Origin of the sequence: Lysobacter hankyongensis (assembly GCF_039543145.1) — a bacterium.
Taxonomy (GTDB): Bacteria; Pseudomonadota; Gammaproteobacteria; order Xanthomonadales; family Xanthomonadaceae; genus Lysobacter_I; species Lysobacter_I hankyongensis.
On the sequence record NZ_BAABJE010000005.1, the window covers coordinates 420,447 to 436,142 of the forward strand.

At 69.7% G+C, this 15,696-nt stretch carries 13 protein-coding genes and 1 pseudogene; 6 read left to right on the forward strand and 8 right to left on the reverse strand.

Features of this window, described 5'->3' with window-relative positions; all coding sequences use genetic code 11:
- Position 1: 1 nt before the first annotated feature.
- A complete protein-coding gene (locus tag ABD974_RS07805) occupies positions 2-715 on the reverse strand; it encodes a hypothetical protein (RefSeq protein ID WP_345302736.1) in 714 nt (237 codons plus the stop codon).
- Positions 712-1,401, reverse strand: a complete 690-nt coding sequence (gene pyrE, locus ABD974_RS07810; protein ID WP_345302737.1) for an orotate phosphoribosyltransferase — start codon at positions 1,399-1,401, stop codon at positions 712-714. Before pyrE ends, ABD974_RS07805 begins: the two co-directional genes overlap by 4 nt.
- 162 nt (positions 1,402-1,563) lie before the next feature.
- Here pyrE and ABD974_RS07815 point away from each other — a divergent pair, with 162 nt between their 5' ends.
- From ABD974_RS07815 to ABD974_RS19510, 3 genes and pseudogenes are all read left to right on the forward strand, one after another.
- Positions 1,564-2,379, forward strand: coding sequence for an exodeoxyribonuclease III (locus tag ABD974_RS07815; RefSeq protein ID WP_345302738.1), 816 nt, complete (start codon positions 1,564-1,566; stop codon positions 2,377-2,379).
- The gene (locus ABD974_RS07820) at positions 2,376-3,752 is read left to right on the forward strand and encodes an AmpG family muropeptide MFS transporter (RefSeq protein WP_345302739.1); all 1,377 of its coding nucleotides are present in this window, start codon (positions 2,376-2,378) and stop codon (positions 3,750-3,752) included. Before ABD974_RS07815 ends, ABD974_RS07820 begins: the two co-directional genes overlap by 4 nt.
- 16 nt (positions 3,753-3,768) lie before the next feature.
- Positions 3,769-3,984 (forward strand): annotated as a pseudogene (locus ABD974_RS19510) (hypothetical protein); the annotation flags it as partial.
- Between the two features lie 322 nt (positions 3,985-4,306).
- On the opposite strand, the gene ABD974_RS07830 reads toward ABD974_RS19510, so the two are convergent.
- Both ABD974_RS07830 and ABD974_RS07835 read right to left on the reverse strand, forming a co-directional pair.
- Positions 4,307-5,431: an anhydro-N-acetylmuramic acid kinase gene (locus ABD974_RS07830; protein ID WP_345302740.1), complete on the reverse strand. Its 1,125-nt coding sequence runs from the start codon at positions 5,429-5,431 to the stop codon at positions 4,307-4,309.
- 136 nt (positions 5,432-5,567) lie between these two features.
- The gene (locus ABD974_RS07835; RefSeq protein ID WP_345302741.1) at positions 5,568-7,034 is read right to left on the reverse strand and encodes a M23 family metallopeptidase; all 1,467 of its coding nucleotides are present in this window, start codon (positions 7,032-7,034) and stop codon (positions 5,568-5,570) included.
- A gap of 203 nt (positions 7,035-7,237) precedes the next feature.
- On the opposite strand from ABD974_RS07835, the gene tyrS reads away from it, so the two are divergent.
- From tyrS to ABD974_RS07850, 3 genes are all read left to right on the forward strand, one after another.
- On the forward strand, positions 7,238-8,470 hold the full coding sequence (gene tyrS, locus ABD974_RS07840; RefSeq protein ID WP_345302742.1) for a tyrosine--tRNA ligase: 1,233 nt from the start codon (positions 7,238-7,240) through the stop codon (positions 8,468-8,470).
- A 92-nt stretch (positions 8,471-8,562) separates the two neighbouring features.
- Positions 8,563-8,919, forward strand: a complete 357-nt coding sequence (locus ABD974_RS07845) for a hypothetical protein (protein ID WP_345302743.1) — start codon at positions 8,563-8,565, stop codon at positions 8,917-8,919.
- Positions 8,920-8,963: 44 nt separating this feature from the next.
- Positions 8,964-10,019, forward strand: a complete 1,056-nt coding sequence (locus ABD974_RS07850) for an XVIPCD domain-containing protein (protein WP_345302744.1) — start codon at positions 8,964-8,966, stop codon at positions 10,017-10,019.
- A gap of 9 nt (positions 10,020-10,028) precedes the next feature.
- On the opposite strand, the gene ABD974_RS07855 is transcribed toward ABD974_RS07850, so the two are convergent.
- From ABD974_RS07855 to ABD974_RS07870, 4 genes are all read right to left on the reverse strand, one after another.
- On the reverse strand, positions 10,029-11,582 hold the full coding sequence (locus ABD974_RS07855; RefSeq protein ID WP_345302745.1) for an XVIPCD domain-containing protein: 1,554 nt from the start codon (positions 11,580-11,582) through the stop codon (positions 10,029-10,031).
- A 93-nt stretch (positions 11,583-11,675) separates the two neighbouring features.
- Positions 11,676-13,358, reverse strand: a complete 1,683-nt coding sequence (locus ABD974_RS07860; protein ID WP_345302746.1) for an XVIPCD domain-containing protein — start codon at positions 13,356-13,358, stop codon at positions 11,676-11,678.
- Positions 13,345-13,863 carry a hypothetical protein gene (locus ABD974_RS07865; RefSeq protein ID WP_345302747.1) on the reverse strand — a complete coding sequence of 173 codons (519 nt, stop codon included), beginning with the start codon at positions 13,861-13,863 and terminating at the stop codon, positions 13,345-13,347. The genes ABD974_RS07860 and ABD974_RS07865 overlap by 14 nt, the downstream gene beginning before the upstream one ends.
- Before the next feature lie 137 nt (positions 13,864-14,000).
- Positions 14,001-15,554 (reverse strand): XVIPCD domain-containing protein, encoded by a 1,554-nt coding sequence (locus ABD974_RS07870; protein WP_345302748.1) that lies wholly within the window; start codon positions 15,552-15,554, stop codon positions 14,001-14,003.
- Between the last annotated feature and the right edge of the window lie 142 nt (positions 15,555-15,696).

The following is a 15,696-nucleotide window of genomic DNA, read 5'->3' on the forward strand; positions in this document are numbered from 1 at the left end:
ATCAGCCGCCGGTCGCGGGCGCCGGCGTCGCGGCCCCCGTCGCGGTGCCATCGGTCTGGCCCTTGAGCGTGCGGTAACGCGACAGCGCCTGCTTGAATTCGGCGTCGAGCGCCTGGCGCTCGACTTCCTGCCGCTGCTTCAGCGCGCGCAGCGCCTGCAGTTCGGCGTGCTGGTTGCGGATCTTGTCGCGCAGCGCCTTGCCCACCGGCTTGGACTGCAGCTCGAGTTCGTTGGCCTGGCGCAACAGGCTGATCAGGCTCTTGTGCAGATTCACCAGCGCCAGCGCCGAGCCCTTGAGCGATTCCTCGATCAGCTCGAAGCGATTGCGGAAGGCGTTCTCCAGATCCTTCTCGGTCTGGTAGGACACCACCATCGCCATCTCGCGACGCGCCTTCGCTTCCTCGGCCTTGCGCGCTTCGTCCTCGGCGGCGGCGCGCACCCGCTCTTCGGCGGTCAGTTCGCGGCCGACGTGGTTCACGGCAGTGCCGGTCCTGGGATCGAATTCGGTGCGCTGGCGGCCCACGGCCGAAGCCGGCAGGGCATCGCTGCATACCCGCTTGCCGCCTTCGTCCCAGCAGTAGAGCTTCTTCGGTTTGGCCTGCTGCGCGGAGGCGCCAGCCGGAAGCAACACGCACACCGCCAGGGCGAACGCGGCCAGCGCCCGTGCGGAGCGGCGTTCGGCATGGCGACGGCGATGGCAGTGCGTGGCGGTCATGTCGCCGTCCCCCCGGTGGGCGCATCGATCTGGTCGGCGCGACGACCGTAGCGGGCCCGATAGGCCAGCAGACGCGTGCGCTGGTCGAGAAGTTCGGCGCTTTCACCCGCGAATGCAAGCAGATCGTCCAGTCCTGCGACCGCGATCACGGGAATGCCGGATTCCGCCGTCACCGCCTCGGCGGCCGACAGCGCCGGGCCGTCCGGCGGCACCTCCTGACGGTCCAGCGCGATCACGATGCCGGCCGGGGTGCCGCCGCCGTCCCGGATCAACCCCAGGGCCTCGCGGATCGCAGTGCCGGCGGTGATCACGTCGTCCACGATCAGCACCCGCTTCCCGGCCAGCGGCGCACCGATCAGGGTGCCGCCCTCGCCGTGGGTCTTGGCTTCCTTGCGGTTGAAGGCCAGCGGCAGATCGCGGCCGCGGCGGGCGTATTCGCAGGCCAGCGCGGTCGCCAGCGGAATGCCCTTGTAGGCCGGGCCGAACAACAGGTCGAAGTCGAGGCCGGCGGTGTCGACCGCATCGGCGTAACAGCCGGCCAGTCCGGCGAGCGCGGCGCCGGAATCGAAGCGCCCGGCGTTGAAGAAATAGGGGCTCAGCCGACCCGATTTCAGGGTGAATTCGCCGAAGCGCAGCGCTTCCGCGCGCAGGGCCAGCTGGAGGAATCGGGTGCGGTGGTCGGTCACGGGCGGTCGCAGGCGGGCGGATGGGCAGATGATAAATCCTGCGTGACCGCCGCAACGGCCCGGGCCGTGCGCGGATGGCCGCCGCCGGGGCGCCCGTCGATCCGACGGCGAATCCGTTACTCTTGCCCGATCCCGTCGCTGTGCGGCTCCCACCGGGTTTTCATGCGCATCATCAGTTTCAACGCCAACGGCCTGCGCTCCGCGGCCACCAAGGGATTCTTCGACTGGTTCCGCGCGCAGGACGCCGACGTGCTCTGCGTGCAGGAGACCAAGGCGCAGGAACACCAGCTCGGTGCCCCGGAACTGTTGCCCACCGGCTACCGCGCGTTCTTCAAGGACGCGATCACCAAGAAGGGCTACAGCGGCGTCGGCATCTACAGCCGCCGGCCGCCGGACGAGGTCCGCACTTCGCTGGGCTGGGCGCCGTTCGACGACGAGGGCCGCTACATCGAAGCGCGCTACGGCAATCTCAGCGTCGTCTCGTTCTACATCCCGTCCGGTTCCTCGGGCGAATTGCGCCAGGACTTCAAGTTCGAAGTGATGCGGTGGCTCAAGCCGATCCTCGACGAATGGCTGCGCAGCGGACGCGATTACGTGCTGTGCGGCGACTGGAACATCGTCCGCGCCCGCAACGACATCAAGAACTGGACCTCGAACCAGAAGAATTCCGGCTGCCTGCCCGAAGAGCGCGCTTGGCTCAACGCGCAGATCGCCGACGCCTGCGGCGACGGCACCGCCGCGCCGGACCGCGGCTGGCTCGACAGCTACCGGGTGCTGAAACCGGAAGGCACCGACTACACCTGGTGGTCGCAGCGGGGCGCCGCCCGCGCCAACGACGTGGGCTGGCGCATCGACTACCAGTTCATCACGCCGTCGCTGCGCGACAAGGTCAAGGCCTGCGCGATCCACCGCGATCCGCGGTTCTCCGATCACGCGCCCTATGTCGTCGATTACGACCTCGGGACCGACCGCCGATGAGCGCGACGACTTCGCCGAAAGCGGCCTACGGCTGGCGCGACGTGCTGCGCGCGCTGCGCCAGCGCAAGGTGCTGGCGATGCTGATGCTCGGCTTCTCCTCGGGGTTGCCGCTGTATCTGGTCGGCAACACGATGGGTTACTGGATGCGCGATGGCGGCAGCGAACTGTCCGCGATCGGTTTCCTCTCCTGGGTGGGGCTGGCCTACACCCTGAAGTTCGTGTGGGCGCCGATCATCGACAAGACCAACGTGCCGCTGCTCGGTCGGCTCGGACATCGGCGCGGCTGGATCCTGGCGTCGCAGCTGGTGGTGGCCGCCGGCCTGATCGGCATGGCGGTGATCCAGCCGGAAGGCGGTCTGGTGGTGTTCGGCGTGATGGCGCTGATCGCGGCGTTCGCGTCGGCCACCCAGGACATCGTGGTCGACGCCTGGCGCATCGAGATTTCGGACAACGGCGAAGAACTCGGCCTGCTGAGCGCCGGTTCGCAGCTGGGCTATCGCACCGCGCTGCTGGTCACCGATGCGCTGATCCTGATCCTGGCCGCCCACATCGGCTGGTCGCTGTCGTACTGGGTGATGGCGCTGCTGATGGGCATCGGCATGCTGGCGGTGTTCCTCGCGCGCGAACCGGTCGGCAAGCGCGCGGCGGCTGATCCGACGACGGGACATCCGACAACGGAGCATGCGGCCACGACTCTGTGGACCGCGCGCGGTTTCTTCGATGCCGTCGTCGGTCCGTTCGTGTCGTTCTTCCGCACCCACGGCAAATGGGCGCTGCTGATGCTGCTGGCGATCAGCCTGTATCGCCTGCCGGACTTCGTGATGGGGCCGATGGCCAACCCGTTCTACAAGGATCTCGGGGTGACCAAGGAGCTGGTGGGCGAGGTGCGCGCGACCGTGGGATTGATCGCGTCGCTGATCGGGATCGCCGCGGGCGGGCTGTCCGCGGTGCGCTTCGGCCTGATTCCCACCCTGCTGGCGGGCGCGATCGTCGGCCCGGGTTCCAATGCCGCGTTCGCGTGGCTGGCGTACCAGGATCCGACCATGACCAACTTCGCGATCGCGATGGTCATCGACAACGTCTCCTCGGGATTCGCGGGCACCGCGCTGGTGGCCTACATGTCCAGTCTCACCAGCGTCGGTTACACGGCCACGCAGTACGCGCTGCTCAGCTCGTTCTATGCGCTGCTGGGCAAGGTGCTGAAAGGCTTTTCCGGGGTCGTGGTGGAACAGTTGGAGGTCGGGCGCACGCTGCTCGAAGCCTACGCGCTGTTCTTCCTCGGCACGGCCCTCGCCGGCATTCCCGCGCTGCTGCTGTGCCTGCTGCTGGTGATGCGCAAGCCGCCGGCCCCTGCGGCCGCCGCGCCGGCGTGATGGCGGCGCGATCGCCATGACCGACCTCGTCCTCCGCGATATCGATCCGATGATGGCCGAGCGCATCCGCAGGGTTTCGGAGGCGAACGGCTGGACGATGCATCAGACCATCCTGCATCTGATCGAACGCGGGCTCTACGCCAGCGAGGGCGGCGCGCTGCGTTTCGATTCGAAGGAGTCGGACGTCCTGCAGTCGGTGATCGCGGCGCTGGAGACCGTGCCGAACGATCCGGGTTTCTCGCTCATCGGTCGCGTCGCCGGCGCGTCGACCGCGCCCGAGGCGCCATCGTCGCCGACCGAGTTCGATCCGAACGAACTGGAGCGTTTCCTGCAGAACGTGCCGGTGGGCTCGAAGCTCGGCAGCCACGAGTGATGCGTCGTGCCGGCTGAAATGGATTGCGGATATTTCGGTAGAGCGGCCTTCAGGCCGCTGCTCTTGCGGTACGAAGCAGCAGCGGCCTGAAGGCCGCTCTACCGCCGCATGGGTGTTTCGTCGGTCGTGGACGCGATGCGATCGTCGCGATGTTCCGGGTTCCGCGTGGGCCGACTCGCCGCTACGCCGGATAGATCGCCCCCAGCACCCGCGGCCCGGCCGCGCCGGTGACGCTGGGCAGGTTGCCGGGACGGCCGAGCAGGGTCTGCCGCGCCAGCCAGGCGAAGCCGAGGGCTTCGACCATGTCCGGGTCGATGCCGTGCGCGGCGGTGGACTCGACCGCGACGCCCGGCAGCGCGTCCGCGAGCGCCCGCATCAGCACCGGGTTGTGCACGCCGCCGCCGCAGGCGATCACGCGCGCGGCGCCGGGCAGCGTGGCGCGCAGGGCGTCGACGACGGTGCGCACGCTCAGCGCCAGCAGCGTGGCCTGGACATCGGCAGGCGTGGGATCGCCCTGCAGCCGCGCCTCGACCCAGGCGAGGTGGAACTGGTCGCGACCGGAGGATTTCGGCGGCGGCATCGCGAACCACGGCTCGTCCAGCAGGCGCGCCAGCAGCGCGGCGTCGACCTGGCCGCCGGCCGCGAACGCGCCGCCGCGGTCGTAGCCCGCGCCGGTGTGGCGCAGGCACCAGGCATCCATCAGGCCGTTCGCGGGGCCGGTATCGAAGCCGCGCACCGGGCCGCCATCGCGCGGCAGCAGGGTGAGATTGGCGATGCCGCCGAGATTCAGCACCGCGCGATCCTCGTCCGGCGAGGACAGCAGCGCGGCGTGCAGCGCCGGCAGCAGCGGGGCGGCATGGCCGCCGGCGGCGAGGTCGCGGCGGCGGAAATCGGCGACCGTGCGCACGCCGGTGGTCTCGGCGATCCGGGTCGGGTCGCCCAGCTGCAGGGTGAAGGGATACGGCCCGTGCGGGCGGTGGCGCAGGGTCTGGCCGTGCGAACCGATCGCGGCGATGGCCGCGCGGTCGACGCCGCTGTCGCGGATCGCGGTCTCGGCGGCCGTGGCGAACGCGGCGCCGATGCGCGCATCGAGTTCGCCGATCTCGTCCAGGGTCATCGCCTGGGCATGCTGTCCCAGCGCCACCAGCCGTGCGCGCAGATCCGGGTCCCAGGGATAGGTTCGCCCGAACACCAGCCCGGCCTGCGGCGTGGGCGCGTCGTGGAAGCGGGCGATGGCGACATCGATCCCGTCGGCGCTGGTGCCGGAGATCATGCCGAGGTACAGCGCGTCGTCGAAGGCGGTCATCGCCGGATTATCGCCGGATCATCGCTGGATTATCGTCCGATCATCGACGCAAGCACCCGCGAATTCCGGACCCCGGATGCGCGGACGGCGCCGTGAGGCGCCGTCCGGGTACTGCCTGCGAAGACCGGGCCGCGGGTCAGCCCTTGTTCTTCGGCTTCTGCGCCGGCTTCGCGCCGAGCGCGGCGGCGAGGCGCTGCTGCGCGCTCTCCATGGCGCCGGGGAAGACGATGTTCTCGACCGTGCGGATCTTGGCCATCGCGCGCTGGGTCTCGGTGCGGAAGCTGGCCAGCTCGGCGCCGCGCAGCGGCTCCGGCGGCGGCATCGTCATCGACAGCGGATTGCGGTGCACGCCGTTGACGCGGAATTCGTAGTGCAGATGCGGCCCGGTGGACATGCCGGTGCTGCCGACGTAGCCGATCACCGTGCCCTGGGCGATGCGCTGACCCGGACGGATATTGCCGAAGCGCGACATGTGGCCGTACAGCGTGGTGTAACCGCGGCCGTGATCGAGGATGACCGCGCGGCCGTAGCCGCCCTGCCAGCCGACCACCTTCACCACCGCGTCGCCGGCGGCCTGGATCGGCGTGCCGGTCGCCGCGGCATAGTCCACGCCCTTGTGCATGCGGGTCCGGCCCAGCACCGGATGGCGGCGCGTGCCGAAGCTCGACGACAGCCTGGCGTAGGGAATCGGCATGCGGATGAAGGCCTTCTTCAGCGGCCGGCCGTCGGCGGTGAAGTATTCGGGCCGGCCGTTGCGGGTGTGGCGGAAGCCGGTGTGCAGCTTGCCGTCGATCGTCACCGCCGCAGCGAGCACCGCGCCGGTGCGCTGCAGTTCGCCGTCCACCCACATCTGGTCGACGACCACGCTGAAGTGGTCGTCGGCGTCGAGATCGGAATCGAAGTCGACGTCGTACTTGAAGATTTCGTCGGTCAGCTGGTCGAGATGGGCGCCGCTGAGCCCGAGTTTGCGCGCCGAACGGAACAGCGAGCTGCCGACCTTGCCGCTGAGGACCACGGTGCGCACGTCGACGTCGCGGCGGATCAGGGTTTCCTCGATCTCGTCGCCGGTGAGGTCGAGCTGCACGCGCTGGCCGTCGCTGCGCAGGTAGCGGATCGCGCGCAGCTTGCCGTTGACCGGCAGATCCACCGACAGCTGGGTCTTGGGCGTGATCTGGCCGATCTCGGCCTTCACGCCCGGATGCGCCAGCACCCGCTTGAGGTCGGCCTCGGGAATGCCGAGGCTGGTGAACATGTGCTTCAGCGAGGCGCCGCGGCGCACGGTCACCGCATGCCAGCTGTCGCCCAGGCTGCCCTGCAGGCGCGCGCGCGACAGCGGCGGCAGCTTCAGCGAGAGCGTCTGGGTGGGAATGGCGGAGGGCGGCTGCAGCACGGTGGCGAAGCCGGGCACGATCGCGCCGAGCAGCGCGACCATGGTCGCGACCAGGCTGGCCTGCGCCCATTGGCGGCGGGTCCAGCGGCCGTTGAAGCCGGCGGAGGGGCCCTGTCCGGGCTCGGTCTGGCGGTCGACCTGTTCCTTGGCCAGACGCAGATTGCGCAGACGGATCAAACGGTTGCGCAGGGTGCGGCTCGACGGCGTCGTCATGAAACGGATTCCCCTGTCGGGACAGCCAAAGCGGTAACATAAGTTAGTCGAAAAGAGTGCGTCAAATCCTTGACCGGCTTGGTTTTTTTCGACTTTTCGGTTTAACTAGACTTTAACGCCCCGTTCATGCGCCGGGCCCGGTTCTGCCGACGGGTTCGCGCTTGCGTCCCTCATTGCCTACCGGCTCACCGTTCAGCCCGCCCATGTCCACCGAAGCCCCGAATTCCGCCGTCGACCCTGCCGTCATCGAGACCCTTGCCCGCGGCGCCGACGAAATCCTCAAGCGCGAGGAACTGGAAGCCCGCCTGCGGCTGGGCCGCCCGCTGCGGATCAAGGCCGGCTTCGACCCGACCGCGCCGGATCTGCACATCGGCCACACCGTCCTGCTGAACAAGATGCGCCAGTTCCAGGACCTCGGGCATCAGGTGATTTTCCTGATCGGCGACTTCACCGGGATGATCGGCGACCCCACCGGCAAGAACGTCACCCGCAAGCCGCTGACCCGCGAGGACGTGCTGGCCAACGCCGAAACCTACGCCGAGCAGGTGTTCAAGGTGCTGGACAGGGACCGCACCGAAGTGCGCTTCAACAGCGAATGGTTCGGCCGGATGAGCGCGGCCGACATGATCCGGCTCGCCGGCCAGCACACGGTCGCGCGCATGCTGGAACGCGACGACTTCGCCAAGCGCTACGCGGCGCAGCAGTCGATCGCGATCCACGAATTCCTCTACCCGCTGGTGCAGGGCTACGACTCGGTGGCGCTGAAGGCCGACGTGGAACTGGGCGGCACCGACCAGAAGTTCAACCTGCTGATGGGCCGCGGCCTGCAGGAGCACCACGGCCAGCCGCCGCAGATCGTGCTGACCATGCCGCTGCTGGAAGGCCTGGACGGCGTGAACAAGATGTCGAAGTCGCTGGGCAACTACATCGGCATCGCCGAGCCGGCGATCGACATCGTCAACAAGACCATGAAGATCGGCGACGCGTTGATGTGGCGCTGGATCGATCTGCTGAGCTTCGAAATCTCCATCGCCGAAGCCGCGCGGCTGAAGGCCGACATCGAGGGCGGGCAGTTGAATCCGCGCGACGTGAAGCTGCGCCTCGCGCGCGAGCTCGCCGCGCGTTTCCACGACGCCGCCGCGGCCGAGACCGCGATCGCCGGCTGGCACGCCGCGGTCACCGGCCAAGGCGATACGTCGCTGCTGCCGCTGCAGGAGGTGACCGTGCCGGCCGAAGGCATCCGCATCGCCGCGCTGTTCACCGCCGCGGGCATCACCGCCAGCAACGGCGAGGCCAGCCGCAAGCTCAAGGAACGCGCGGTGAAGGTCGATGGCCAGGTCGTGGAAGATCCGACCACGACGTTCGCTCCGGGTTTCGAGGGCGTGCTGCAGGTCGGCAAGCGCAATTTCGCGCGGGTGCGTCTGATCGCGGGCTGAGCCCGCGCCGCAGGAGATCCCTCATGTCGACGGCACGGCCGATTGCATCGATGTTCGGACTGGCTTTTCTGTTCTCGCTCACGGGGTGCGTGATGAGCAATACACCGATGAAAGCGCCGCAGACGTCCTCGGCGATCGAGGTCCCCTCCGCGACCTCGACCGAGGCGCTGTTCTCGTGCGCGGAGACCACCGTGCAGGCGTTGGCGGACACCGACGACCGGTGGGATCCGCGGGTCACCCGCAGGGATGTCGAGGCCGGTGTGCTGGAAACCTCGAATTACGGCAAGGAGAACGAATCGGGGTTCCGGATCAGGCTTCGTTTCGTCTCCGGCAGCGGCCAGGCGCAGGTCGGGCTCAAGGGCGCGGGCGCCTATTTCATCGATCTCGGCGTCGAAGAAGCGATGACCCGGTTCAAGTCGAAGATGTCCGTCTGCCTGTCGTCCCGATAGCGCGCCCGCACCGATCGGCGCTTTTCCAATACTGAGTCGCACGCATGCCGGACTATTCGATCGAAGCCAGGTCGCTGGATCTGCCTGGACCCTACAGCCACAACTTCTGGGTGCTGCGCGACCAGGACGGCAAGGCGCTCGCGGAGCTGCACGGGCTCGCGACCGACCGCGAAACTGGCAAGACCGTGCCGATCGGCACCGACGAGCAACTGCATTCCCTGCGCGTCCGCCATTTCCCGCTCGATGCCGATTACGCGCAAAGCCTCGGTGCGAAGCAGAGCATGGGCGGCTACATCGTCGCCGGGCAGGACAGCCGGACGGTGCTGACTTCCGACAAGGAGGAGGTGATGGCGCGCTGGAACGCCGCGGTCGCCGCCACCGTGCCGCTGAACGCGCTCGATCGCGACTATCCGAGCTACGGCTTCAAGACGTTCGCCGAGACGGTCAACAGCAACTCGACCTATCGCACCCTGGGCGAAGTCATGGGCGTCCATGTCCACGAATTCAGTGGCGTCATGGAGCCCGGCATCGACAACCGCATGGTCGACACGAAGCGGATCGAGGAATTGCGCACGCACGGGTATCCGGTGCTGGACGAGCCGTCGATCAAGCGCGACGGCAAGTACGAATTTCTGGAACTGTCGCCCGTGCCAACCCCCGGGCCCAGCCCCGCGCCGGTCGACGATGGCCACGCGCAGTACGACCCGCGCACCCCGGGGCATCCCGGCCACGCCGATTACGCGCGCATCCGCGAAGGCCTGGCCGGCAGCCTCGCAGACGCCCGCGCGCTGGACAACGTCAGCGCCTCGGCCTATCGGGAAATGGCCGCGAATCCGCTGATGAAGCAGGTCGACTACGTCGGCGTGCACAACGGCAACGCCATCGTCGCGTACGCGCCCTACGGCCTGGGCCGCGAGCCGATGTTCAACGTCCACACCGATGTGGCCCAGGCACGGCAGCAGCCGGCGGAAGAAAACCTGGATCGCGCGCAGGCGCTGGTGGAGGCGCGGGCGATGGCGCAGACCCAGGAACAGGCCTCGCAATCGCAGTCCCAGTCGCAGGGCGGCTCGGCGCTCGCCATCGGCGCCAGAACGACCTGATCCGGCGCTTCAGAGCGACCGCGGTGCGATCGCCGGCGCGCCCTGCGCGCGCGTCTCGTCCTGCTGACGCTCGAACGACCGCTCCGGCTCGAATGCCACCGTTTGCCGCTGCGCAGCCAGCCGTTCGAGGCTCTGCTCGGCCGGCGCCAGATCCGCGATCTCCACCCGCGCGCGCCTGGCGTGGGGTGCGGCCGGGTCCTCGCCCTGGACCATGATCAGGCCGTTGCCGTCGCGGCTCGACAGCACGTGGTCGATGCGCGTCATGCCCTGTTCCGCGGCGCTGAGCGCGATCGCGGCCGCGGCATCGGCGTGCCGGTCGGGCCCGGACAGGGCGGCGACCGGTCCCAGCCGCGTCAGGCCGTCGCTCGCCTGCCGGTACAGCGGATGCTCCGGCAGCGTTTCCGGCACCGGAACCGGCGGCGGGGCCGGCGGGCCGACCCACTGCGGCCGTTCACGGTCCGGCGGCAGTCCGAGATTGCGCAGCGCCTGCGCGCGTTCGACCACGAAGTCGGGATGGTCGTGCTGGAAGGGCGGGAAGCCGAAGACCGCCGGATCCTTCACCGCGACCATCCCGTCGGCCGGGACATTGAGCAGCGCGCGATTCGCGCCGAGCGCGTCGAAATCGACGCGGTAGTGGGTCACGACCGCCGCCTCGGGCGGCGCCAGTTTCGGGGCGTCGGTCATCGGGATGCCGGCGACGGTGTCGCCGCCGGACGATCGCAATGCCATCGCGTCCGGCGCCGTCGGTGCGTCCTGCCCATGCAGGCCCTCCGCGTATCGCAGCTTCTCGGCGCTCTGGATGACTTCGAGTCCGTTGAGGAGCGCCTGGTGCCGATAGTCCAGCAGGCCGTTGGCGCCGAACGTGCCGGGCAGGGCGTCGGCGTAATTGACCTTCATCGCGTCCACGTTCGCGTCCGAGAACGGCAGGGTGCCGTCTGCGTTGCGCGCGAGGCCGCGCCAGGCGTAGCCCTGCGGATCGCCGGGGCGCGGCGTCAGGAAATCCTCCGACCAGGTGGGCATCGTCCGCGCGAGGTCGGCGGCCTCGACCGTCATCCCCGCCTTTCGCATCGCCGAAATCACCGCGTTGAAGCCGCCGATCTCCGCGCGCGCTTCGCTTTCGCGTGAGGCTTCGATCAGGCCTCGCAGCGCGTCGGTGTAATCGTGCGGACGGTCCGCGCTGCGGCTGATCGCATCGACCGCCGGCAGGAACGTCCCCTTGAGGTGGGTGGCGTCGTGCGCGTCCAGCGCGTGCTGCGTTTCGTGTCCCAGGGTGAAGACCAGCTCCATCGGATGGCCGGCGTCCGGGTTGGGAATCGACATCGCCCGTGTGGTCGGGCTGTAGCTCGCGCCCGCACCGGGCGAGGTGCTCTGGTCGAAGCGTTCCAGCAAGCCTTCGCCGATGGCGGTGAGCAGGTTCTGCCGGAGTTCGGGCGAGGATTCGATGGCATGCCGCAGGTAGGTGTCCTGCTCGCGCGGCAAGGACACGCTGAAGGCGGGATGCTCGTAGGCGTCGAGCATCGCATCGAGCCTGCGTGCGGATTCTTCCGGATCGTATCGAGCCACGCGCGCCCCCTTCGGCCGTCCTGGTGCCATCCAGAACGGCAAGGCCGACGCGTCGCGGACAGACGACGCGCCGTATGCGGGCGGCCGCGCCGCCTAGAGCGTGTGCGGCTTGACCGCGCCCTGCGGCGGCGGGTCCTGGGCCTGGCCCTGCGCCGGGTCCTGTCCCTGGCCCTGCTGGACGGCCACCACCGGCGGCTGCAGCACCGGTGGCTGCTGCGCCTGATGCAGGTCGTGCAGGCTGTCCTGCGCGGGTCGCGCCGCCGCCTGCGCCAGATCGACGGCGGCATGGCGCGATTCGGGCGCGCCCGGATCCTGCCCCTGCACGGCGATCATCCGGCCCGCCGGCTGGCTGGGCACGATGCTGTCGATCTGCTGCAGACCGTCCCGCTGCGCCTGCAGCGCCAGCGCCGCGGCCACGTTCTCGAAGCGCACGCGGTCGCCGAGATCGCCGGCGCCGCTCACGCCCGCCAGCGCCGCGCGCGCCTGGGTCATCAGCGCGGGTTCGTGTACCTGCGGCTGCGCCGGTGGCACCGGCACGCGCGCGACGTTCGGGTTGGGATCGTCGGGATCGCGGCTGCCGAAGACCGACTGCGCGAAGGCGGACACGCGCTGGCTTGCGCTGCTCGGCAAGACGCCCTGCTCGCGCAGCAGACGGGTGGCCTGATCGCGGCCGCGCACCGCGTCGGCGGTGAGGTCCACGCTGGCGTCGACCTGCGCGCGGCGCGGATCGTTCGGGGCGGCGTGGGCGTCGTCGAGCGCCTTGTTGCGCGCGAACGTGTCCACCGTGCGCAGCACGCCGTCCGGCGGGAAGCGCATCACCCCGGGGTTCGCGCCCAGGGACGCGAAATCGATCCTGTAGGCGTTGTCCACCGGCACGTAGTCCGGCGTGCGCCGGGTATAGAAATCGCGCTGGTGGTCCATGCTGGCGGCGCGGGTGATGTCCTTCTCCGAATCCTGCACCAGCTTCCAGGCGGTGATGATCGACTGGTGACGGTAGTCGAGCAGGCCGTTGTCGCCGAACGAACCGGGGAACTTGTCGGCGTAGTGGTGCTTCATCGCTTCCACGTTCTCCGGCGAGAACGCCAGGGTGCCGTCGGCGGCGCGGGTGAGCCCCGCCTTCAGCTGATAGGTCAGGTTCGGCGCGCTGCCGCGGCGTTCGATGAAATCGTCCATGCGCCCGGGGAGGGCTTCGTACAACGCGCGCTCGGTGGGCACGCCGCCGCCGTTCTTGCGCGACACGTACGAGCACAGCGCGTTGAAGCCGCCGATGTGCGCCTGCGCTTCCTCGGCGCGCACGCCTTCGACGTAGCGGGCCACCGCGGGCGTGTAGTCGCGCGGGGCGCCATGCGGCGAGGGTTGCGCCGCGCGGTCCGGATCGTCGGGATCGGCCTTCGCCGGCACGTACGGCGCCTGGATCGCGGCGATGTCCTGTTTCAGGCGTTCGGCGTACGGCTGTTCCTGGCCCTTGAGGCTGAGCGCGTGCTGGGTTTCGTGGCCGAGCACGAACACCAGCGCCGCGGCGTTGTCGTACGACGCCTTGGTGACGTCGAGCGTCTGGGTGCGGCTGTTGTACGAGCCGCCGGCGCCGTCCAGCTGCGCGGCGTCGAGAGTGAACCGGTCGATGTAGCCGGCGTCGAAGGCGCGCGACAGGTTGTCGCGCAGCACCGGCGATTGCACCACCACCGCTTCGAGCGTGGCGCGACCGTAGAGATTGCGCTCGCGGCGGTCGGCGATGCTGTCTTCGTAGGCGGCGAGGGCGGCGTCAAGCGTGGGCATGGCGGGCCTCCACGCTGTCGATCAGCACGCGGGCGACGCACAGGCGATCCGGATGCGCGGCGCTTTCGGCGCGCAGCTGCACGTCGACCGCGAACGGGCCGCGGCGGAAGCGGAAGCCGGAGAATGCGTCGCGCGGGCCGAGGATCGGCGTCGAGGTGTAACCCGCAGCGCCGAGCGCATCGGCGAACTCGCCGAATTCCATGCCGCAGACCGCGGACCAGTCGTCGTGGGCGCCCTGCTGGTCGTCGAAGGCGATCAGCAGCCGATTGGGTTCTCCGCCGCGCTCGGGGTCGCGCAGCGCGATGACGTTGCCGATCCAGCGCGCGTCGATGGGTTCGCCGAAACCGAAGACGCGCGCGTCCTCGCGATCGAATTCGACATCGCGACCGAAGGCTCGGCCGACCTGCGCCGGGCCGATGTCGTCGACGGTCCGCAGGCCGTCGAGCAGATGCAGGATGCGCGCACTGAAGGCGCGGCTGCGTGCGAGGGGCGTGTCTGGATTCATGGTCTTCCCTGGGGGCGTGAATGCGGCGACGCTGCGGCGCGTCCGCGGCCGAGAGTGCATCCGCCGACGCGACCGGTCAACGACCGGCCGGACCGGCCGCCGGCGCCATCGGGCGATCGCGCCCGACGGGCCCGCGCTCACATCGACATGCCCTTGCCCGGCTGCGGCGGATCCACGGTCGGGGTCTGCGCCGGCGTCTGCGCGCCCTGCAGCGCCTGCAGGCTCTGTTCGGCCGGCTGCCTGACCGCCTGCGCGACCTCCACCGCCGCGAGGCGCGCGTCCGCGGCCGACGGGTCCTGGCCCTGCACCGCGATCAGGCGTTCGCCGCCGGTGCTTTTCACCACATGGTCGATCGCGGTCAGGCCGCTGGTCTGCGCCTGCGCCGCGAGGGCGGCCGCGGCGTTCTCGAACGCCTTCGGATCGCCCAGCCCGCCGTTGGGCCCCAAGGCTTCCAGCGCTTTTCTCGACTGCTGCAGCAATGCGGGTTCCGGCGCCGGTGCCTCGATGTCGGCGGGCAAATCGATCGCATTGCGGCGGCCCAGCGCCCGCATCGCGTCGGGGCGCGCCACCGCCGCGGTCAGGGTCGGGTCCACCGCCGCGCGCAGCGCCTGGATCTCCGGGTCCTCCATCGGTGCGCCGGATTGCAGGCGCGTGGCGACGGCGTAATTCGTATCGACGACGTCGACGATGCCGCCGGCCGGGAATTTCAGGATCGCCGGGCTGGCGCCGAGCGCCGCGAAGTCGATCTTGTAGGCGTGCTGGACCGGCGCGTAGTCGGGCGCCAGTTGCCCGTCCGGCCCGGTCGCCGCGCTGGCGGCGAGGATCGAGCGGTGCTGGCCGTAGCCGGTTTCGGCGGTGTGGATCTCCTTCCAGGCGTTGAAGATCGCCTGGTTGCGGTAATCCATCAGACCGTTCGGGCCGAACGTGCCGGGGAACTTGTCCGCGTAGTACACCTTCATGCGATCGATGTTGCCGTCGGACAGCGCCATGCTCCCGTCCGCTTCGCGGACGAGGCCGGGCTTCATGGTGTAGTCCTTCCAGATCAGCCCGGTGACGTTGATGAAGTCCGACATTCGGCCGGGGGCGGTGTCGTACATCTCGCGGACGGTCGGCGCGCGGTCCAGATGGCGCTCGTGGCGGACGTAGGACGCGAGCGCGTTGAAGCCGCCGATATGCGCCTGCGCTTCCTCGCGGCGGGTGCCTTCGACCACGTCGCGCACCACGTCGGTGTAATCGCGCGGCGCCGCGCGACTGGTGGGCGCGTTGTTGTTGTCGGCCCGCAATCCGATCGCCGCGGTGAGCGCGGTGTCGTAGGCCGGGGCCTGGCCCTGCAGGCTGAGCGCGTGCTGGGTTTCGTGGCCGAGCACGAACACCAGATTCGGCTCGTTGCGGAACGAACCAGCGTTGAGGTTCATCGATTTTTCGCCGGGGCTGTACGAGCCGCCGGCGCCGTCGTCGGCGGCGACGAACCTGAAACTGTCGAGATGGCCGGCGGCGATGGCCTCCTGCAGCTTCGTCTTCAGCACCGGCGAGGCCTCGATCGCGTGCTCCAGCGCGGCGCGGCCATGGGCGGGATCCGCCGGCTGCGCGGCCTCGTAGGCATCGAGCAGGTCGGTCAATGTCGGCCGCGGCGGTGGCGGTGCGGGCGCTTCCGGCACCACCGCCAGCGGCGGTGCGGGCGGATCGGGCACGGGCGGATCGGGTATGGGTGGGCCTGGCACGGGTGCGCCGATGGGCGCATCGGGCAACGGTCCGGGTGGCGGGCCGGGCGGCGGTGCGGGCGCGTCGGGCACCGGCTCGTGCGGCGCCGCATCCTGCGGTTGCGGCTGCTCG

Coding starts and splice junctions, on each gene's coding strand:
- ABD974_RS07805 (WP_345302736.1), bottom strand. CDS start 715: ATGACCGCCACGCACTGCCATCGCCGTCGCCATGCCGAACGCCGCTCC.
- ABD974_RS07815 (WP_345302738.1), top strand. CDS start 1,564: ATGCGCATCATCAGTTTCAACGCCAACGGCCTGCGCTCCGCGGCCACC.
- ABD974_RS07820 (WP_345302739.1), top strand. CDS start 2,376: ATGAGCGCGACGACTTCGCCGAAAGCGGCCTACGGCTGGCGCGACGTG.
- ABD974_RS07830 (WP_345302740.1), bottom strand. CDS start 5,431: ATGACCGCCTTCGACGACGCGCTGTACCTCGGCATGATCTCCGGCACC.
- ABD974_RS07835 (WP_345302741.1), bottom strand. CDS start 7,034: ATGACGACGCCGTCGAGCCGCACCCTGCGCAACCGTTTGATCCGTCTG.
- tyrS (WP_345302742.1), top strand. CDS start 7,238: ATGTCCACCGAAGCCCCGAATTCCGCCGTCGACCCTGCCGTCATCGAG.
- ABD974_RS07845 (WP_345302743.1), top strand. CDS start 8,563: ATGAGCAATACACCGATGAAAGCGCCGCAGACGTCCTCGGCGATCGAG.
- ABD974_RS07850 (WP_345302744.1), top strand. CDS start 8,964: ATGCCGGACTATTCGATCGAAGCCAGGTCGCTGGATCTGCCTGGACCC.
- ABD974_RS07860 (WP_345302746.1), bottom strand. CDS start 13,358: ATGCCCACGCTTGACGCCGCCCTCGCCGCCTACGAAGACAGCATCGCC.
- ABD974_RS07865 (WP_345302747.1), bottom strand. CDS start 13,863: ATGAATCCAGACACGCCCCTCGCACGCAGCCGCGCCTTCAGTGCGCGC.